The organism is Pseudomonas sp. Sample_24 (assembly GCF_004307605.1).
In the GTDB taxonomy this organism is placed as follows: domain Bacteria; phylum Pseudomonadota; class Gammaproteobacteria; order Pseudomonadales; family Pseudomonadaceae; genus Aquipseudomonas.
In genome coordinates this window covers 15644-31953 of the sequence record NZ_RCNW01000231.1, presented here as the reverse complement: position 1 = coordinate 31953, position 16310 = coordinate 15644, and the positions used below count along the sequence as shown (strand labels likewise).

15 protein-coding genes are annotated in these 16310 nt (G+C 61.4%); 12 read left to right on the top strand and 3 right to left on the bottom strand.

Annotation, left to right across the window (positions count from 1 at the left end):
* From D8V06_RS12695 to D8V06_RS12655, 9 genes are all read left to right on the top strand, one after another.
* Positions 1-804 (top strand): ABC transporter ATP-binding protein (locus D8V06_RS12695; RefSeq protein ID WP_130931064.1); only part of this gene is annotated, 804 nt, incomplete at its 5' end.
* Complete coding sequence (locus D8V06_RS12690; protein ID WP_130904269.1) at positions 801-1670, top strand: ABC transporter permease; 870 nt, start codon at positions 801-803, stop codon at positions 1668-1670. The genes D8V06_RS12695 and D8V06_RS12690, both read left to right, overlap by 4 nt.
* 6 nt (positions 1671-1676) lie before the next feature.
* Positions 1677-2471, top strand: coding sequence for an ABC transporter permease (locus D8V06_RS12685; protein ID WP_056854667.1), 795 nt, complete (start codon positions 1677-1679; stop codon positions 2469-2471).
* Positions 2472-2478: 7 nt separating this feature from the next.
* Positions 2479-2769 (top strand): (2Fe-2S)-binding protein, encoded by a 291-nt coding sequence (locus D8V06_RS12680; RefSeq protein ID WP_056854668.1) that lies wholly within the window; start codon positions 2479-2481, stop codon positions 2767-2769.
* Complete coding sequence (locus D8V06_RS12675; protein ID WP_130907104.1) at positions 2766-4121, top strand: NAD(P)/FAD-dependent oxidoreductase; 1356 nt, start codon at positions 2766-2768, stop codon at positions 4119-4121. The genes D8V06_RS12680 and D8V06_RS12675 overlap by 4 nt, the downstream gene beginning before the upstream one ends.
* Complete coding sequence (locus D8V06_RS12670) at positions 4118-5233, top strand: FAD-dependent oxidoreductase (protein ID WP_130931063.1); 1116 nt, start codon at positions 4118-4120, stop codon at positions 5231-5233. Before D8V06_RS12675 ends, D8V06_RS12670 begins: the two co-directional genes overlap by 4 nt.
* An 18-nt stretch (positions 5234-5251) precedes the next feature.
* Complete coding sequence (locus tag D8V06_RS12665) at positions 5252-6298, top strand: ABC transporter substrate-binding protein (protein WP_130904266.1); 1047 nt, start codon at positions 5252-5254, stop codon at positions 6296-6298.
* A 169-nt stretch (positions 6299-6467) separates the two neighbouring features.
* Positions 6468-7598, top strand: a complete 1131-nt coding sequence (gene zapE, locus D8V06_RS12660; protein WP_130931062.1) for a cell division protein ZapE — start codon at positions 6468-6470, stop codon at positions 7596-7598.
* An 88-nt stretch (positions 7599-7686) separates the two neighbouring features.
* On the top strand, positions 7687-9000 hold the full coding sequence (locus D8V06_RS12655) for a leucine-rich repeat-containing protein kinase family protein (protein WP_130931061.1): 1314 nt from the start codon (positions 7687-7689) through the stop codon (positions 8998-9000).
* 115 nt (positions 9001-9115) lie between these two features.
* On the opposite strand, the gene D8V06_RS12650 is transcribed toward D8V06_RS12655, so the two are convergent.
* Positions 9116-9820 carry a YebC/PmpR family DNA-binding transcriptional regulator gene (locus D8V06_RS12650; protein ID WP_056854673.1) on the bottom strand — a complete coding sequence of 235 codons (705 nt, stop codon included), beginning with the start codon at positions 9818-9820 and terminating at the stop codon, positions 9116-9118.
* 220 nt (positions 9821-10040) lie between these two features.
* On the opposite strand from D8V06_RS12650, the gene tssI reads away from it, so the two are divergent.
* On the top strand, positions 10041-11462 hold the full coding sequence (tssI, locus tag D8V06_RS12645; protein ID WP_130931060.1) for a type VI secretion system tip protein TssI/VgrG: 1422 nt from the start codon (positions 10041-10043) through the stop codon (positions 11460-11462).
* An 83-nt stretch (positions 11463-11545) separates the two neighbouring features.
* Here tssI and D8V06_RS12640 read toward each other — a convergent pair whose 3' ends face one another.
* Positions 11546-12871: an MFS transporter gene (locus tag D8V06_RS12640; protein ID WP_056854675.1), complete on the bottom strand. Its 1326-nt coding sequence runs from the start codon at positions 12869-12871 to the stop codon at positions 11546-11548.
* A gap of 265 nt (positions 12872-13136) precedes the next feature.
* On the opposite strand from D8V06_RS12640, the gene D8V06_RS12635 reads away from it, so the two are divergent.
* The gene (locus tag D8V06_RS12635; RefSeq protein ID WP_056854676.1) at positions 13137-14009 is read left to right on the top strand and encodes a LysR family transcriptional regulator; all 873 of its coding nucleotides are present in this window, start codon (positions 13137-13139) and stop codon (positions 14007-14009) included.
* Between the two features lie 118 nt (positions 14010-14127).
* On the opposite strand, the gene D8V06_RS12630 is transcribed toward D8V06_RS12635, so the two are convergent.
* The gene (locus tag D8V06_RS12630; protein WP_130931059.1) at positions 14128-14991 is read right to left on the bottom strand and encodes a LysR substrate-binding domain-containing protein; all 864 of its coding nucleotides are present in this window, start codon (positions 14989-14991) and stop codon (positions 14128-14130) included.
* A gap of 109 nt (positions 14992-15100) precedes the next feature.
* Here D8V06_RS12630 and D8V06_RS12625 point away from each other — a divergent pair, with 109 nt between their 5' ends.
* Positions 15101-16210, top strand: coding sequence for a 2-aminoethylphosphonate--pyruvate transaminase (locus D8V06_RS12625; protein ID WP_130931058.1), 1110 nt, complete (start codon positions 15101-15103; stop codon positions 16208-16210).
* The last annotated feature ends 100 nt before the right edge of the window (positions 16211-16310 follow it).

Below are 16310 nucleotides of genomic sequence, written 5' to 3'. Positions count from 1 at the left end.
CGTGGCCTGGGCGTGGTGTTCCAGAGTTACGCACTGTTCCCGCACATGACCGTCAGGGACAACGTCGCCTTCGGCCTGCGGATGCGCAAGGTGCCGAGCGCCGAAATCCGGCAGCGGGTGGACCGCGTGCTGAAACTGGTTCGCCTTGATCAGCACGCCGAGCGCTACCCTCGGGAATTGTCCGGTGGTCAGCGCCAGCGTGTCGCCCTGGCGCGGGCACTGGTCATCCAGCCGCCGGTGTTGCTGCTCGATGAGCCGCTGTCCAACCTCGACGCCAACCTGCGCGAAGAGATGCAATTCGAGATCCGCCGCATCCAGCGCGAAGTCGGGATCACCACGCTGATGGTCACCCATGACCAATCCGAAGCGCTGTCGATCAGTGATCGCGTAGTGGTGATGCAGGCTGGCCGGATCACCCAGATCGATGCGCCCTACACCCTCTACGAACACCCGCGCACCGAGTTCATTTCCGGCTTCGTCGGCAAGGCCAATCTGCTGCCCGGTGAACGAGACAGCAGCGGTGGGGTTCAGGTGTGCAGTCGTGGTGACGGTGATCTGACCTTGAGCCTGCGCCCGGAAAAAATCGATCTGCGTGACGCCGGTCATGGACGCTTGCAGGGCAAGATTGCCAGCCGTTTTTTTCTCGGCAGCCAATGGCTCTACAGCGTGTCGACGCCCCTCGGTGAACTCTGCGTGGTACGCCGCAACGATGGCTCGGCACCGCTGAGCGAAGGCACAGCCGTTGGCCTCGATTGGGATGCCGCACTGCTGCGTGTACTGACTGTCGACGAGGTGAGCGCATGAGTGCATTCGCCGCCATCCGCCAGGGTCGCCAAGGCTACTTGCTGTCGGCACCGGCCCTGGCCTTGTACCTCGGTCTGCTGCTGATCCCGCTGGCATTGACGCTGGTGCTGTCGTTCAACGTCTTCGACTACAGCACAGGGATCAACGGCAACGCCTTCACCGTCGAGCACTACAGCAGCCTGCTGGGCGATCCGTATTTCTATGAAATCTTCCTGCGGACCTTGTGGATCAGCGCTCTGACCACCCTGCTCTGCGTGCTGATCGGCGTCCCCGAGGCTTACATCCTCAGCCGCATGGGCACCCCATGGCGCTCGATTTTCCTGATCCTGATCCTCACTCCGCTGCTGATTTCGGTGGTGGTACGCGCCTTCGGCTGGAGCCTGTTGCTCGGCGCCGATGGCCTGGTCAACCAGACCCTGCAAGCGCTCGGCGGCTCGCCGATGAAACTGCTCTACACGCCGTTCGCGGTGGTGATTGCACTGGTCCACGTGATGCTGCCGTTCATGATCATTCCGGTCTGGACTTCGTTGCAAAAACTCGATCCCGCCGCTGAGCAGGCTGCGCTTTCACTGGGTGCCAGTCACTTCACGGTGATCCGCCAGGTGGTGCTGCCGCAGGTCATGCCCGGCATTTTGTCCGGAACGCTGATCGTATTCGGCCTCGCCGCCAGCTCTTTCGCGATTCCCGGCCTGCTCGGCGGACGCCGTCTGAAGATGGTCGCCACGCTGATCTACGACCAGTACCTGTCGGAGCTCAACTGGCCGATGGGCGCGGCAATTGCCGTGGCCCTGCTGCTCATCAACCTGCTGATCATGCTGTCGTGGAACCGCATGATCGAAGGCCGCTACAAGAAGTCATTGGGATAATTCGTCATGTCCAGGAACGGTCCTTTCGCCCTGCTGTTTCATTCCCTGGTGGTGCTGTTCATGATGGCGCCGCTGGTGGTGGTGTGCCTGGTGGCCTTCACCCCGGAGAACACCCTGAGCCTGCCGACCACGGAGTTTTCCCTGCGCTGGTTCCGTGCCGTGTTCGAACGCGCCGACTTTGTCGATGCGTTCTACAACAGCCTGATTCTGGCGTTCAGCGCCGCCTCGCTGGCGACGCTGGTGGCCGTGCCCGCCGCGCTGGCGATCACCCGTTTCGAGTTTCCCGGCCGGGATTTTCTCAATGGGTTGTTCCTGTCGCCGATCATCATTCCGCACTTGGTACTCGGGGTGGCGTTGCTGCGCCTGTTCGCGCTGATGGGGGTCAACGGCAGCTTCGCCTGGCTGATTTTCGCCCACGTGCTGGTGATCACACCGTATGTGCTGCGACTGGTCCTGGCTTCGGCCATCGGCCTGGATCGCAGTGCCGAATATGCCGCGCAATCGTTGGGAGCCGGTCGCTTCACGCTGTTCCGGCAGATCACATTGCCAATGATTCTGCCCGGTGTGGCCGGCGGCTGGCTGCTGGCATTCATCAACAGTTTTGACGAGGTCACGCTGTCGATCTTCGTCACCTCGCCGGCCACGCAGACCTTGCCGGTGCGCATGTACGTGTACGCCACCGAATCCATCGATCCGATGATGGCGGCGGTATCGGCACTGGTCATCGCGCTGACGGCACTGACCATGATTTTGCTGGATCGGGTCTATGGCCTGGATCGGGTTCTGGTAGGGAAACAATGAGGACGCCATGGCTCTGCTGAAACGACTGGCCGAAGGCGACCGCCCGGCCCTGGACTTTACCCTCGACGGCCAACCGGCCAGCGGCCTGCTCGGCGACACCTTGCTGACGGCGCTGCTGACCTGTGGCGAACACTTGCGCGGCAGCGACTTCAGCGCCGAACCCCGCGCCGGATTCTGCCTGATGGGCGCCTGCCAGGACTGCTGGGTGCGCCTGGGCGATGGCCGCCGCGTACGCGCCTGCTCGACCCTGCTGGAAGCCGGACAACAGATCAACCGCGAACCGGGACGCTGTCTATGAAACCCGTTGTCATCATCGGCGCCGGTCCTGCGGGTATCCGTGCAGCACAAACCCTGGTTGCCCATGGCGTGCGCCCAGTGCTGCTGGACGAAGCGGCGCGTGGCGGCGGGCAGATTTATCGGCGCCAACCGGCCAATTTCAAACGCTCTGCGGTCAAGCTTTATGGCTTCGAGGCGCGCAAGGCCGGCGCTTTGCACCGGACTATCGACACACTGCGCGAGCAGCTCGACTACCGTCCGCAGACACTGGTGTGGAACGCCGAAGACGGCGCTCTCGATACCTTGCACGACGGCCGCGCCGCGCGTCTGGAGTTTTCCCGGGTGATCGTCGCCACGGGCGCCACCGACCGCATTCTGCCGGTGCCGGGCTGGACGTTGCCTGGGGTCTACAGCCTCGGCGCTGCGCAAATCGCCTTGAAATTCCAGGGCTGCGCCATCGGTGAGCGCGTGGTATTCGCCGGTAGCGGACCGTTGCTTTACCTCGTCGCCTATCAATACGCCAAGGCCGGCGCGAATGTCGTCGCGGTGCTCGACACTTCGCCCTTCAGCGCCCAGGCGCGCGCCCTGCCCGGCTTGCTGTCACAACCGGCCACGCTGGCCAAAGGTGTCTATTACCGCAGCTGGCTGACCGCCCATGGGATTGCGGTGCATCAGGGCGCCACACTGAGTCGCATCGACGGCGGACACCGTGTGCAATCACTGAGCTGGACCCGCGCCAACGCGGAACACCGACTGGACTGTGACGCTGTCGCTTTTGCCCATGGCCTGCGCAGCGAAACCCAAGTGGCTGACCTGCTCGGCTGTGAATTCGCCTGGAACCCCCTCAACCGCGCCTGGCTGCCAACGCGAGACAGTGCCGGACGCAGCAGCGTTGCCCAGGTGTACCTGGCCGGTGACGGCGCCGGCATCATGGGCGCCGACGCTGCAGAAATGGCCGGCGAGCGCGCCGCGTTGGCATTGCTCGAAGACATTGGCTACCTGATCGAGCCGCAACGCGCCGCGCATCTGGAACAGGCGTTGTCGCGCATCGGCGATTTTCGCCAGGGGCTGGAACGCGCCTTTGCCTTTCCCGAACACTGGGCTGCGGATGCCGCCGATGACGTGATGGTTTGCCGCTGCGAAGAAGTCCGCGCCGGCGAAATTCGCGAAGTCGTGCGTGAAGGGCATTGGGAAATCAATCGGGTCAAGGCGCACTGCCGGGTCGGCATGGGCCGCTGCCAGGGCCGGATGTGTGGCGCCGCTGCCGCGGAAATCATTGCCTGCGAGAGCGGGCGTGCAGTGTCCGGGATCGGCCGGCTGCGGACACAAGCGCCGATCAAGCCTTTGCCGTTTGGCCTGGAGATCGAAGCATGATCGAAGTCGACGCGGTGATCATCGGTGGCGGCATTGTCGGGTCTTGCGCCGCGCTGTTCCTGAGCAAGGGCGGTCAGCGGGTCGCGCTGCTGGAGCGGGATTTTTGCGGCTCGCATTCCAGCGGAGTGAATTACGGCGGCGTGCGACGCCAGGGCCGTCCGCTGTCACAGTTGCCATTGTCGCAACGAGCCCATGCCCTCTGGGCGCAGTTGCCACAATTGATCGGCATCGACGGTGAGTATCAACGCAGCGGTCATCTGAAACTGGCACGCAGCCTGGATGATCTGCGCGCACTGCAAGACTACGCCGCCAGCAGCCAGGGTTTCGGCCTTGATCTGCAACTACTGGACCGTGCGCAATTGCGCGCCCGTTTTCCATGGGTTGGTGACGTGGCGGTAGGCGCTTCGTATTGCCCGGATGACGGACATGCCAACCCGCGGCTGGTGTCCCCCGCGTTTGCGCAGGCGGCACGGCGGCATGGTGCGCAGGTGCATGAGCAGTGTGCGGTGAGCGCCGTTGAACATGACGGCCAGCGTTTCTGTGTTCGCAGCCAAAGCGGACTGGAATGGCGCGCCCCGTGGTTGTTGAACTGCGCAGGTGCCTGGGCCGGCAACCTGGCCGCACAATTCGGCGAACCGGTGCCGATGCACTCCGGGCATCCGGCGATGCTGGTCACCGAACCCTTGCCGTTGGTGATGGATGCCAGCACCGGCGTCGAGGGGGGCGGTATCTATGCCCGTCAGGTCGCACGTGGCAATTGCGTGCTGGGTGGTGGTCAAGGGTTTGCCCTGGACGACGCCCGCGCCCGCCCCGGCCAAAGCGCGGTGCTGGAAATCCTCCGCCAGGCGGTCGAACTCTACCCGTTCCTTGAAGGGGCCCAGGCGATCCGTACCTGGAGTGGCACCGAAGGTTACCTGCCCGATCGCCAACCGGTGATCGGCCACAGTCGTACCCGGCCGGGTCTGTTGCATGCGTTTGGCTTTGCCGGCGCCGGTTTCCAGATCGGCCCCGCGGTGGGCCAGGCACTCAGCGAGATCATCTGTAGCGGCGCGCCAAAGACGTCGCTGAATGCGTTTTCCATCAACCGTTTTCACTCCATTTCCGTAGCTTGATAGAGGAAGGTCGCGCCAATGAAAAACGTCAAACGCACTGCTCTGCTCGGTTTGTCCTGCATGAGCGCCCTGCTCAGCGTCACCCAGGCTCACGCCGAACCGACGCTTTACCTGGGCATGAACGGCGGGACCATGGAGCGGCTCTATGCCGACAAAGTGCTGCCAGATTTCGAGAAGGCCAACAACGTCAAAGTGGTCATCGTGCCCGGCACCTCCGCCGACATCCTGGCCAAAGTCCAGGCCAGCAAAGGCAACCCGCAGATGCATGTGATGTTCCTCGACGACGGCATCATGTACCGCGCCATCGCCATGGGCCTGTGCGACAAACTGCAGGACAGCCCGACCCTGCAACAGATTCCGGCCAAGGGACGGATCAAGGATGAAGCGGTAGCCGTCAGCCTCGGCGTCACCGGGCTGGCCTACAACACGCGTCTGTTCAAAGAGAAAGGCTGGGCTGCACCAACCTCGTGGATGGACATGGCCGACCCGCGTTTCAAAGACAAGCTGGTGTTCCAGTCGATGGCCTCGTCGACGTTCGGCTTGCATGGTTTCCTGATGTTCAACCGGATACAGGGTGGTACTGAAACCAACGTCGACCCGGGCTTCAAAGCCTGGCCAAACAGCGTCGGGCGCAACGTGCTGGAGTACATTCCGAGTTCGGCGAAGATTTCCGAAATGCTGCAAACCGACGAAGCCGCGTTGTTCCCGCTGACCCCGACCCAGGTCACTGCGCTCAAACTCAAGGGTATGCCGGTGGAGTACGCGCAGCCGAAAGAAGGCGCGGTGGTGCTCAACGTCGCCGAATGCGCGATCGCCAACAACACACAACCGGAACTCGCGCAAAAACTCGCCGCGTTCCTGCTCACGCCACAAGCCCAGGCTGCTGCGCTCGAAGACGGGGATCAGATCCCCTCCAACCCGAACACCCCCACCACCGACCGCACCCGTGGGCAGGTCGAGGCGATGAAGCAATACCTGGAAACCGCGATTGCGGTGGATTGGGACCAGGTCAACGAACAGCGCCCGGCGTGGAATGCCCGCTGGAATCGGAGCATTGAGCGGTAGGGATTGCCGAGGCCGATAACACAAACCTGCGGGAGCGAGCCTGCTTGCTCCTGCAGGGGTTTGATTCTCGGGTTTTCGTCGGCACAACTGGAAGCAAAATTACCCAACTGGTTAAACTATGCCGCCGCAGGCCGGGGGCCTGCCAGAAGTTTACGGGGTGATATCTACAGTGGCCGCTCGATCGACCAACCGTTCGCGACTCGCATCACGCTGGCCATCGTTGCGTCGCCTCTTCGGCAAGGCGTCGACTGCCTCTTCCAGTGGCTCGGCCAGCGAACGGCTCATCCGCGACCACTTTCAGCAAAAGGCCTGCGCCCAGGGCTACACCCTCAGTCACAGCCAGCAAAGGGTGATCGACTGCATGGCGCAGCACGCCCGTTCAATGCTTGAAAGCGGATCAAAAAACCTTCCCGGGCTGTATCTGCACGGCGCCGTGGGCCGCGGCAAGAGCTGGCTGCTCGACGGTTTTTTCCAAGCCATCCCGCTCGCGCAAAAGCAGCGCGTGCACTTCCATGAGTTCTTCGCCCGGCTACACCAAGGGATGTTCGGCCATCGTGAGCAAGCGGATGCGCTGGCCACCACGCTCGATGAAATGCTGAGCGACTGCCGCGTGCTGTGTTTCGACGAGTTTCACGTCCACGACATCGGTGATGCCATGCTGATCACGCGGCTGTTCAAGGCGCTGTTTCGCCGCGAGATCCTGCTGCTGGTCACGTCCAACTACCCGCCGGAAGGTCTATTGCCCAACCCGCTGTACCACGCGCGTTTCAAACCGGTGATCGACCTGATCAACGCGCGCATGCTGGTGATGGAAGTCGGCGGGCCACACGACTACCGCAGCCATGCCAGAACCCACGCACAGCAACTGTTCACCCAAGGCCAATACGTCTGGCCCGCGACACCGGCGCAGCGTCACGCGGCGAACCTGCCGGCGATGGGCGCAGCGTCCATTGCCCTGGCTGTCGGCACTCGTCATTTGCCCGCCCGTTACTGCGAGGGACGCGCCGTCGGTTTCAACTTCGCTGATCTTTGCGATCAGCCTACGGCCGTCATGGATTACCTGGAACTGTGCCGACGCTTCGATCACTGGATCATCGATCAATTGCCGAATCTGGCCGACTGCTCGATTGCCGCCCAGCAGCGTTTCATCAATCTGGTGGACGTTTTGTACGATCAGGACAAACATTTGATTCTGCTCGGCCAGCGCTCATTGCGCGAAAGCCTGCACGCCGATGCCATCGATCTGGCGCGCACGCGCAGCCGGCTGGGGCAACTCAAAGAGGTTCGGGAACCGGTTTGAGGCGGGGTTTGCATCGACGGTAGCGCCACCGTCGCGTTCTTCCCGCTATCATGCCGCCCATTCCTTCGATCAAATAGCGAACCCGTTCATGCACACCGTTGCACAACTGCGCGCCGGTACGCTGGCAGGCATCACTCGCCTCGACCTCAGCGAGAACCTGACACAGTTCCCCCGGGAAATTTTCGACCTGGCGGACTCGCTGGAAGTGCTCAACCTCAGCGGCAATGCCTTGACCCAGCTGCCGGACGACCTGCATCGCCTGAGCCGTTTACAGGTGTTGTTCTGCTCGGACAATCGGTTTACCGAACTACCGGCTTGCCTGGGCCGATGTGCGGCGCTGACCATGGTTGGCTTCAAGGCCAACCGCATCGAACACGTCCCGGCAGAGGCGCTGCCGCCGCTGTTGCGCTGGCTGATCCTGACCGACAATTGCCTCAGTGAACTGCCGAGCGAACTGGGTCAACGTCCGCACTTGCAAAAACTCATGCTGGCGGGCAACCGCTTGCGACAGTTACCCGACAGTCTGCGTAACTGCCATCGACTCGAGTTGATCCGCATTGCCGCCAACCGCCTGACCGCGCTGCCGGAATGGCTGCTGCGCCTGCCGAGCCTGAGCTGGCTGGCCTACGCCGGCAACCCGCTGGAAACTGAAGCCGATGCCACCGCCCTCGAAGCCACACCGAGCATTGCCTGGTCGCAACTGCAACTGGAACAACAACTGGGCGAAGGCGCTTCCGGCGTGATCCATCGCGCTTCCTGGGCGAAACCCGGCCAGCCCGCCACAACGGTAGCGGTCAAACTCTACAAAGGCGAAATGACCAGCGATGGCTCGCCGCTGCACGAAATGAACGCCTGCATCACCGCTGGCATTCACCCCAACCTGATCCGCGTAGAAGGCCGGATTGTCGATCACCCGCAACAAACCGACGGGCTGGTGATGCAGCTGATCGCCCCGAGCCATCGCAACCTCGCCGGGCTGCCGAGCCTGGCGTCCTGCAGCCGTGACGTCTATGCCGATGACACCCGCTTCAGCGCCGCTGTCGCCCTGCGTATCGCGCGTGGTATCGCTTCAGTGGCCGGGCATCTGCACCGACGTGGCATCACTCACGGCGACCTTTACGGCCACAACATCCTGTGGAACGAACACGGGGATTGCCTGCTGGGAGACTTTGGCGCAGCGTCATTCCATGCCACCCAGGACAACCTGGAAAGCCGTGCATTGCAGCGGATCGAAGTGCGAGCGTTCGGGGTGCTGCTGGGGGAATTGCTGGAAAGGATCGACTCGGGATTGAGCGATGCGGATCGTCTGCGGCTTGATGCGTTGCAGCAGCGCTGCTGTCAGCCGGATGTGTTGATGCGGCCGGGGTTTAACGAGATTTTGCAGCAATTGAGTTGCGGGTGACCGCTATGCGGTCAATCGCGGGCAAGCCCGCTTCCACAGGGACAGCGCAAAACCTGTGGGAGCGAGCTTGCTCCGGGCGACGTTCCGACGATGACGGTGTCACTGGCGAAACAAATTAACCCGCCAAACCGACAAACATGTCCTGCACGTCATCGTGGTTATCGAGGCCTTCAAGGAACGCTTCGACTTCAGCCATCTGCTCGTCGCTCAGGCCGCTGACCGGGTTCTTCGGCTGGTAGCCCAGTTTGGCCGACAGCACGGTGAAACCCTGCTCAGGCAAGGCTTTCTGAACCGCATCCAGGTCGGTAGGCTCGGTCAGGAACAGGGTCGCGCCCTCTTCACCCGGTTCAAAATCCTGGGCACCGGCTTCGATCGCAGCCATTTCCGGATCCGCATCCGGGGTGTCCGGCGAGGCTTCAATCATGCCCACGTGGTTGAAATCCCAGGCCACCGAACCGGAGGCGCCCAACTGGCCCTTGCGGAATGCGACGCGGATTTCAGCGACGGTGCGGTTGATGTTGTCGGTCACGCATTCAACGATCAACGGCACCTGATGCGGTGCAAACCCTTCATATGTCACGCGATGGTATTGCACGGTTTCGCCCAACAGGCCCGCACCTTTCTTGATGGCGCGGTCCAGTGTTTCCTTGGGCATCGATGCTTTCTTGGCCTGTTCCACCACCAGACGCAAGTGTGCGTTGGTGGCGGTATCGGCACCGTTGCGTGCAGCAATGGTGATTTCTTTCACCAGTTTGCCGAAGATCTTGCCCTTGGCGTTAGCTGCCGCTTCTTTGTGTTTAACCTTCCACTGTGCGCCCATTACTCACTCTCTTGTCTATGGCGCCGAGACATCTATTGGCCGACGCATGGCGCCAAGTTTATACGGCCTAAAGTTGGCAATCGACCAAAAATTCTCAACGGCAGGATCGACATCTTCACCGGCTTTTGTAGGGCATTTCTGAAACTACGATTCGCGATGACTATCAAGGGTCATGGTTTCGTACCCTTCGCACCCGTACTCCTCGGTAGAAGCGCGATCAATGCACAACGACAAGGAAAGTCCCTTCACCCTGACACTGCTCGACGACAATTTGAGTTTGCAGGTGGTGCAGTTCAGTGGCCGCGAGGCTCTCAATCAACCCTATCGATTCGATATCGATGCCATCGGCCTCGCTCCGGGCCTGCCCCTTGAGCGACTGCTGCAACAACCGGCACTTCTGGTTATCGGCCATGGCCACTACATTCATGGCGTACTGCACAGCGCCAGCCACGAACATCGCGGCCATCAGCGGGTGGGCTACAAACTGATACTGGTGCCTGCGCTTCAGGCGCTGGAGCGGCACAGATCACGACGCATTTTCCAGCACCTCAGTGTGCCGATGATCCTGGGTCGACTGTTGCAAGAACATGGTTTACCCGACAGCAGCTTCCGCTTCGAGCTCCAAGACAGCCACTATCCCCTGCGACCTTTTTGCATTCAGTACGAGGAAAGCGATCTCGCGCTGCTGCAACGGCTGTGCGAGGAAGAGGGCATTCACTACCACTTCGAACATCACCGGGCCGGCCATGTTCTGATTTTTGCCGATGACAGCCTGAGTTTCCCGCAGGAACCGCTGCTGATGCCTTTTCAAAACGACATGCTCACGATCGCTCAATCACCAGTGATCAGCGAACTGTTCCAGCGCCACGATTTATTGTCTTTGCCGCTCCAGGTGGATGCCCGAAATCGCGCTATTGCAGCTATCGGGGATAGCGCCGTCAATCACTCTTCGCCGCGCTCGGTGTCCAGCCCTGTTCACCCACAGCGTCATCGCGAGCAACTGGGTCGACGGCAGTTGGAGCGCCTGCGAAGTCAGCAGGTGAAAGTCCATGGGCAGAGCAACCACTGCCGATTGCGCAGCGGGTGCATCGTGCAGGTGGCGGAACATCCGTTGCGGGGTTTCAACGATCAATGGCTGGTCATTCAGGCACAGCATCAAGGGCGGCAGGATTCGATTCTGGAGCAGGCTTGCCCAAGCACGCCCCGGCATTACCACAATCAGTTTTGCGCCATTCCCTGGTCAACGGTCTTCCGGCCGGCGCTTGAACAAGACCGGCCGCGCATCACCGGTTTCCAGCCTGCCCGGGTGTGTGGTCAGGCGGGCAAGCCGGCTATTGAGGATGATCAAGGGCGAATCCAGGTACGTCTGTGGCCGGCGACAACCAGCGACTGCGAAGCACCTGCCGACCTCTGGTTGCCGGTCGTGCTGTCGACTGCGAACACCGGGTTCAATCCGGCCGGCATGCCCCTGGCGGGTAGCGACGGGCTGGTCAGTTTCATCGACAGCGACCCCGACCGCCCAGTCTTTTGCGCGAGCTTCAGACAACACCCTTCGACTCCAGCAGTTCGCCAGCAAAAGCCGCGCAGCGATACCCGCTTGTTACTCGATTGGCTGGTCAATCGCACCGACCTCAAGCCATAAAAAGTCAGGATTTGCCAACGATGGCTGCAAGCTTCGCCGGAAGCCGGCCTGCCGCAGATGCAGCAGGCGACGAGGGAAAGGATTCAGGTACCCAGAGGTTTGACGGTTATCGCTTGATTGGGTACGCAGGCGAATGGAGTACCCATGCCATTGGGGCGGCTGTTCCAGTGTGGGATGAGTACCAGTGCGGAGAACATCGCACAGCCGGCAAAGACGATGAAAACGGTAACGGTGTCAAAGTAGCCCGGCAGCAAACCACCGAGAATCGCCCCGACCGAACCGCAGCCGTTGACGAACCCGGCCGCTGTCGCGCCTGCCTTTGCAGTGCCGAAGTCGATGGCGGCAGCGCCACTTATCATCGAGTCCGGCCCGTAGAGTGTCAGGCCCATGACGAACAACAGCGCCACCACCAGTACCACGCTGCCGGTGTGCAGGGCACCCATGAAAAACGCCAGGGATACGGTCAACGCCAACAGACTGATCACGCAGGCCGGCATGCGTCGGGCGCCGAACAGTTTGTCCGAGGCCAGGCCAATCAGGATCGGCCCGAGCAACCCTGCCAACTCAAACGCGGTGGGAATGATCGCCGCCCCGACCTTGCCCACCGAGGGCATCTGCTCGAAAACAATCACCGGCCCCCACAGCAGAATCGCGTAGCGCGCCGGTTTCAGCATGAAATACGCCAGCCCCAACACCAGCACCGTGCGATTGCGCAGGATTTCCTTCAACGGCACCCACATGCTGATTCTGCTTTGCGCGTCGGCCTGTTCGGCGGTCAGCTCAGGCTCAGGTTCAACTGCCGGCAAGCCGACGTCTTGGGGTTTGTTGCGTTGAAAAATAAAGAACAGCACGGCAACCAGCCCAACCACCGCCGCACTGGAAATGAACGCCGCATGCCAGCTGCCGACGAGCGTGTACGCCCACCAGCCAGCAAACGGAGAGGCCACCAGACCGCCGAAGGCGTAGCACGAACTCCATAAGCCCAGCACACGCCCACGTTGCTCCGAGGGAAAGAAACTGCCGAGGTTCTTGCACAGTCCCGACCAACCGGTGGACTGCGCCAGGCCTTGAATCAGCATGCAGGTCGCGAAGATCGGCAGTGTTGCAAAATTGCCCATCACCAGCGCCGCCGCGGCGGAGATGACCAAGCCGCCGAGCACCACGACCCGTGGCCCGAAACGGTCTGCGAGGATGCCCCAAGTGAATTGGCCTACGGCGTAAGCGGTCAGGTAGATGGCGTCGAGGTTGGCCATGGCCATCTTGTCGAGCATGAACGTCGGGTCTTCGCCGATCCCCAGCTTGGCGACTGAAAACGCTTTGCGTGTGAAGTAGAAAGCGGCGTAGGCGAGCCAGGTGATCGCGAAAATCTGCACGCGCCAACGCTTGATGGTGCCGATGTGCTTGTTCATTGTGGTTCTGACCTCAGGGTTGAGTGTGCCGGCAGAATTAAATGAAAACGCCTGTCTTTTTTATTGTTGAGCACTGCGAAATCACCTTGTCCCTGTAGGCGATTGCGGTCAGATGAGTCCTGTTGATCCACCAGGCTCATGGCACCCCACTGCTGTTCGACTGACAGTCACCAGGGCTGAGGTACATAAAAACAATGACTGATAAATAAATGAAATCGATTTATCGTATTTCCAAAATAAGCTCAGCTTGTTAATGGAGATTCCCATGTCGGTTTCCCACGCCCAACTCAAAGCCTTCCATGCCGTGGCCGTGCACGGAAGCTTTACCAAAGCCGCCGAGCGGCTATTTCTCACGCAACCGGCGATTTCCGACCAGGTGCGCAAGCTCGAAGAACGCTACGGCGTGTTGCTGTTCCATCGCAACAAGCGCTCGGTACGCCTGACCGATCTGGGCGAGCGTTTGCTCGGCGTCACGCAAAAGTTGTTCGTGATCGAAGCCGAGGCCCAGGAGCTGTTGCAGGATTCCCAGGCCTTGCAGACCGGCAGCCTGATTCTGGCGGTGGACGCGCCTGTGCATGTGTTGCCGCAAATCGCCAGGTTTTGCGAGCGTTACCCGGGCATCAGCGTGAAGATCGAAACGGGCAACACCGATGAATCACTGTTCCGGCTCTTCAACTATCAAGCCGATCTGGCATTGCTGGGACGCGATGTCAGCGATGAGCGCCTGCTCTCGTTGCCCCTGCGCAACGACCCGATGGTGGCGTTCGTATCACGCCATCATCCATGGGCCGACCGCGAGTCCATCACCCTCTCGGATCTTGACGACACGCCGTTGGTGCTGCGGGAAATCGGCTCGGTCACCCGTCAGACCCTGGAAGAAGAAATGGCCGGCGCAGGGTTGCGCATCCGCCCGGCGATTCAGGTGGAAGGCCGCGAAGCCGCACGGGAGGCGGTGGTGGTCGGGATCGGTGTGGGCGTGGTTTCGGCGGCCGAGTTCGGTGCGGACTCGAGGGTTTGCGCACTGCCGATCACCGATTGCAAGCGGCGGTTGACCGAAACGTTGGTGTGTTTGCGCGAGCAGAGTTCGCGCCGGGTGGTGGCGACTTTTCTGGAAATGGTGCGCGATAGTCTTGTTTAGGCAGGGCCGACCTCATCGCTGGCAAGCCAGCTCCCACAGGGATTTGTGTTGGCCACTAATCTTGTGAACGACACAAAACCTGTGGGAGCTGGCTTGCCAGCGATGGGCGCACCTCGGTCTACCCCCCAGGCGCCAACCCGAAAAACGCCTGAATCAAACGCAAATCCCGCCGCCGCACCATACACCCCATCATGTGCCGGTTCACCAATCCTTCGCCAATGATCGGTACCGCCGCCACCCGCGGATCATGGCTGACCTCCACCGACGACACCACGCCGACCCCCAACTGCGCCGCAACCGCCTCGGTCACCGCTTCGCGACTGTCCAGCTCCAGCAGCACTCTTGGGTTGATCCTGGCCTGGGCGCACGCCTCATCGAACGTGCGCCGGGTAATCGAACTCGGCTCACGCAACACCATGATCACTTGGTCCAGTTCCTTGAGCGGCACGCCTTGGGTTCGATGCGCCCACGGGTGCCCATCGGGCACCAATGCACAGATGCGTGATTCGCTCAGGGCTTGCAGATGCAGGCCCTTGCGCGGCTCGACCTCGGTCAGCACCGCCACGTCGGCATGTTCGGACAATAGCGCCGCCAACGTTTCCTGAGCATTGCCCAGGCGCAAATTCACGGTGATCCCCGGATAACGCGCACGCAGGCTGGCAAGCATCGGCATGACCATGTGCGGGCCGTCCGCCGCCACTTCCAGACGCCCGGTCAGCAACTGCCGGTTGGCCTCCAGCATCACCTGCGCCTCGTCCGCCAGACCAAACATCGCCCGAGTAATCGCCGCCAGTTTGGTGCCCTCTTCGGTCAGCTCCACCCGTCGTGCGGTACGGCGCAGCAGCGTGATCTGGTAATGCTCCTCCAGCGCCTTGATATGGCCGGTCACCGCCGGCTGGCTGATGAACAGGCGCGCTGCCGCTCTGGTAAAGCTGCCCTCTCGGGCCACGGCATCGAAGGCGCGAAGCTGGAACAGGTTCATGGATAACCCTCACTGATGGCTGGCATAACAACAAACAATTTGATTGATAGTCCGGCAAATTGCAATTTAGGCACCAACGCTTCATCCCATCGAATGCGAGGACACGAGAATGAGTATTGCCGCCCCTATCCTGCTCACCCCTGGCCCGTTGACCACGTCGGCCCGCACCCGCCAGGCAATGATGGTTGACTGGGGTTCATGGGATGACCGCTTCAACCAAATGACCGCCAGCCTCTGCGAACAACTGCTGGCGATCATCAACGGCGCCGCCACTCACCACTGCGTGCCACTGCAAGGCAGCGGCACTTTTGCCGTCGAAGCGGCAATCGGCACCCTGGTGCCTCGCGATGGCAAGGTCCTGGTGCTGATCAACGGCGCCTACGGCAAACGCCTGGCGAAAATTTGCGAAGTGCTCGGTCGCTCGTTCAGCACCTTCGAAACCGCCGAAGACGAACCGACCACTGCCGCCGACGTCGACCGTCTGCTGCGGGCCGATGCCGGTATCACCCACGTTGCACTGATCCACTGCGAAACCAGCACCGGCATCCTCAACCCGCTGCCCGAAATCGCCCAGGTCATCGCGCAACACGGCAAACGTCTGATCATCGACGCCATGAGTTCCTTCGGCGCCTTGCCGGTCGACGCTCAACAGATCCCGTTCGATGCACTGATCGCCGCCTCGGGCAAATGCCTGGAAGGCGTGCCGGGCATGGGCTTCGTCTTCGCTCGCAAAGAATCCCTGGCCAGTGCCGCCGGCAACTCGCATTCGCTGGCGATGGACCTGTATGACCAGCACACCTACATGACCAAGACCGGCCAATGGCGCTTCACCCCGCCGACTCACGTGGTCGCCGCCTTGCATGAGGCCCTGCTGCAATACAACGAAGAAGGCGGCTTGCCGGCCCGACACGAGCGCTACGCCGCCAACTGCCAGGCATTGATGCAAGAGATGAGCAAGCTGGGGCTGCGCAGTTTCCTGCCAGCGGCGATCCAGGCGCCGATCATCGCCACCTTCCACGCGCCGAAAGATCCACGCTACCAGTTCAAGGAATTCTACGAACGGGTCAAGGCCAAGGGCTACATCCTCTACCCGGGCAAACTGACTCAGGTCGAAACCTTCCGCGTTGGCTGTATTGGCCATGTTCAGCCGGCCGAAATGCGCGAAGCCGTGGCCGCGATTGGCGAAGTGCTGCGTGAGATGGAAGTGTTGGAGATTTAAGTCACACCACATTCCCCTGTGGGAGCGGGCTTGCCCGCGATTGCGGCCTGACATTCACCACTGATGTCGACTGACACACCGCCATCGCGAGCAGGCTCAC

What these genes read in the sequence shown, in the direction of transcription:
- D8V06_RS12680 (WP_056854668.1), top strand. Translation starts at nt 2,479, where the DNA reads ATGGCTCTGCTGAAACGACTGGCCGAAGGCGACCGCCCGGCCCTGGAC.
- D8V06_RS12625 (WP_130931058.1), top strand. Translation starts at nt 15,101, where the DNA reads ATGAGTATTGCCGCCCCTATCCTGCTCACCCCTGGCCCGTTGACCACG.
- D8V06_RS12685 (WP_056854667.1), top strand. Translation starts at nt 1,677, where the DNA reads ATGTCCAGGAACGGTCCTTTCGCCCTGCTGTTTCATTCCCTGGTGGTG.
- D8V06_RS12640 (WP_056854675.1), bottom strand. Translation starts at nt 12,871, where the DNA reads ATGAACAAGCACATCGGCACCATCAAGCGTTGGCGCGTGCAGATTTTC.
- D8V06_RS12665 (WP_130904266.1), top strand. Translation starts at nt 5,252, where the DNA reads ATGAAAAACGTCAAACGCACTGCTCTGCTCGGTTTGTCCTGCATGAGC.
- D8V06_RS12690 (WP_130904269.1), top strand. Translation starts at nt 801, where the DNA reads ATGAGTGCATTCGCCGCCATCCGCCAGGGTCGCCAAGGCTACTTGCTG.
- tssI (WP_130931060.1), top strand. Translation starts at nt 10,041, where the DNA reads ATGCACAACGACAAGGAAAGTCCCTTCACCCTGACACTGCTCGACGAC.
- D8V06_RS12650 (WP_056854673.1), bottom strand. Translation starts at nt 9,820, where the DNA reads ATGGGCGCACAGTGGAAGGTTAAACACAAAGAAGCGGCAGCTAACGCC.
- D8V06_RS12670 (WP_130931063.1), top strand. Translation starts at nt 4,118, where the DNA reads ATGATCGAAGTCGACGCGGTGATCATCGGTGGCGGCATTGTCGGGTCT.
- D8V06_RS12655 (WP_130931061.1), top strand. Translation starts at nt 7,687, where the DNA reads ATGCACACCGTTGCACAACTGCGCGCCGGTACGCTGGCAGGCATCACT.
- D8V06_RS12675 (WP_130907104.1), top strand. Translation starts at nt 2,766, where the DNA reads ATGAAACCCGTTGTCATCATCGGCGCCGGTCCTGCGGGTATCCGTGCA.
- D8V06_RS12635 (WP_056854676.1), top strand. Translation starts at nt 13,137, where the DNA reads ATGTCGGTTTCCCACGCCCAACTCAAAGCCTTCCATGCCGTGGCCGTG.
- D8V06_RS12630 (WP_130931059.1), bottom strand. Translation starts at nt 14,991, where the DNA reads ATGAACCTGTTCCAGCTTCGCGCCTTCGATGCCGTGGCCCGAGAGGGC.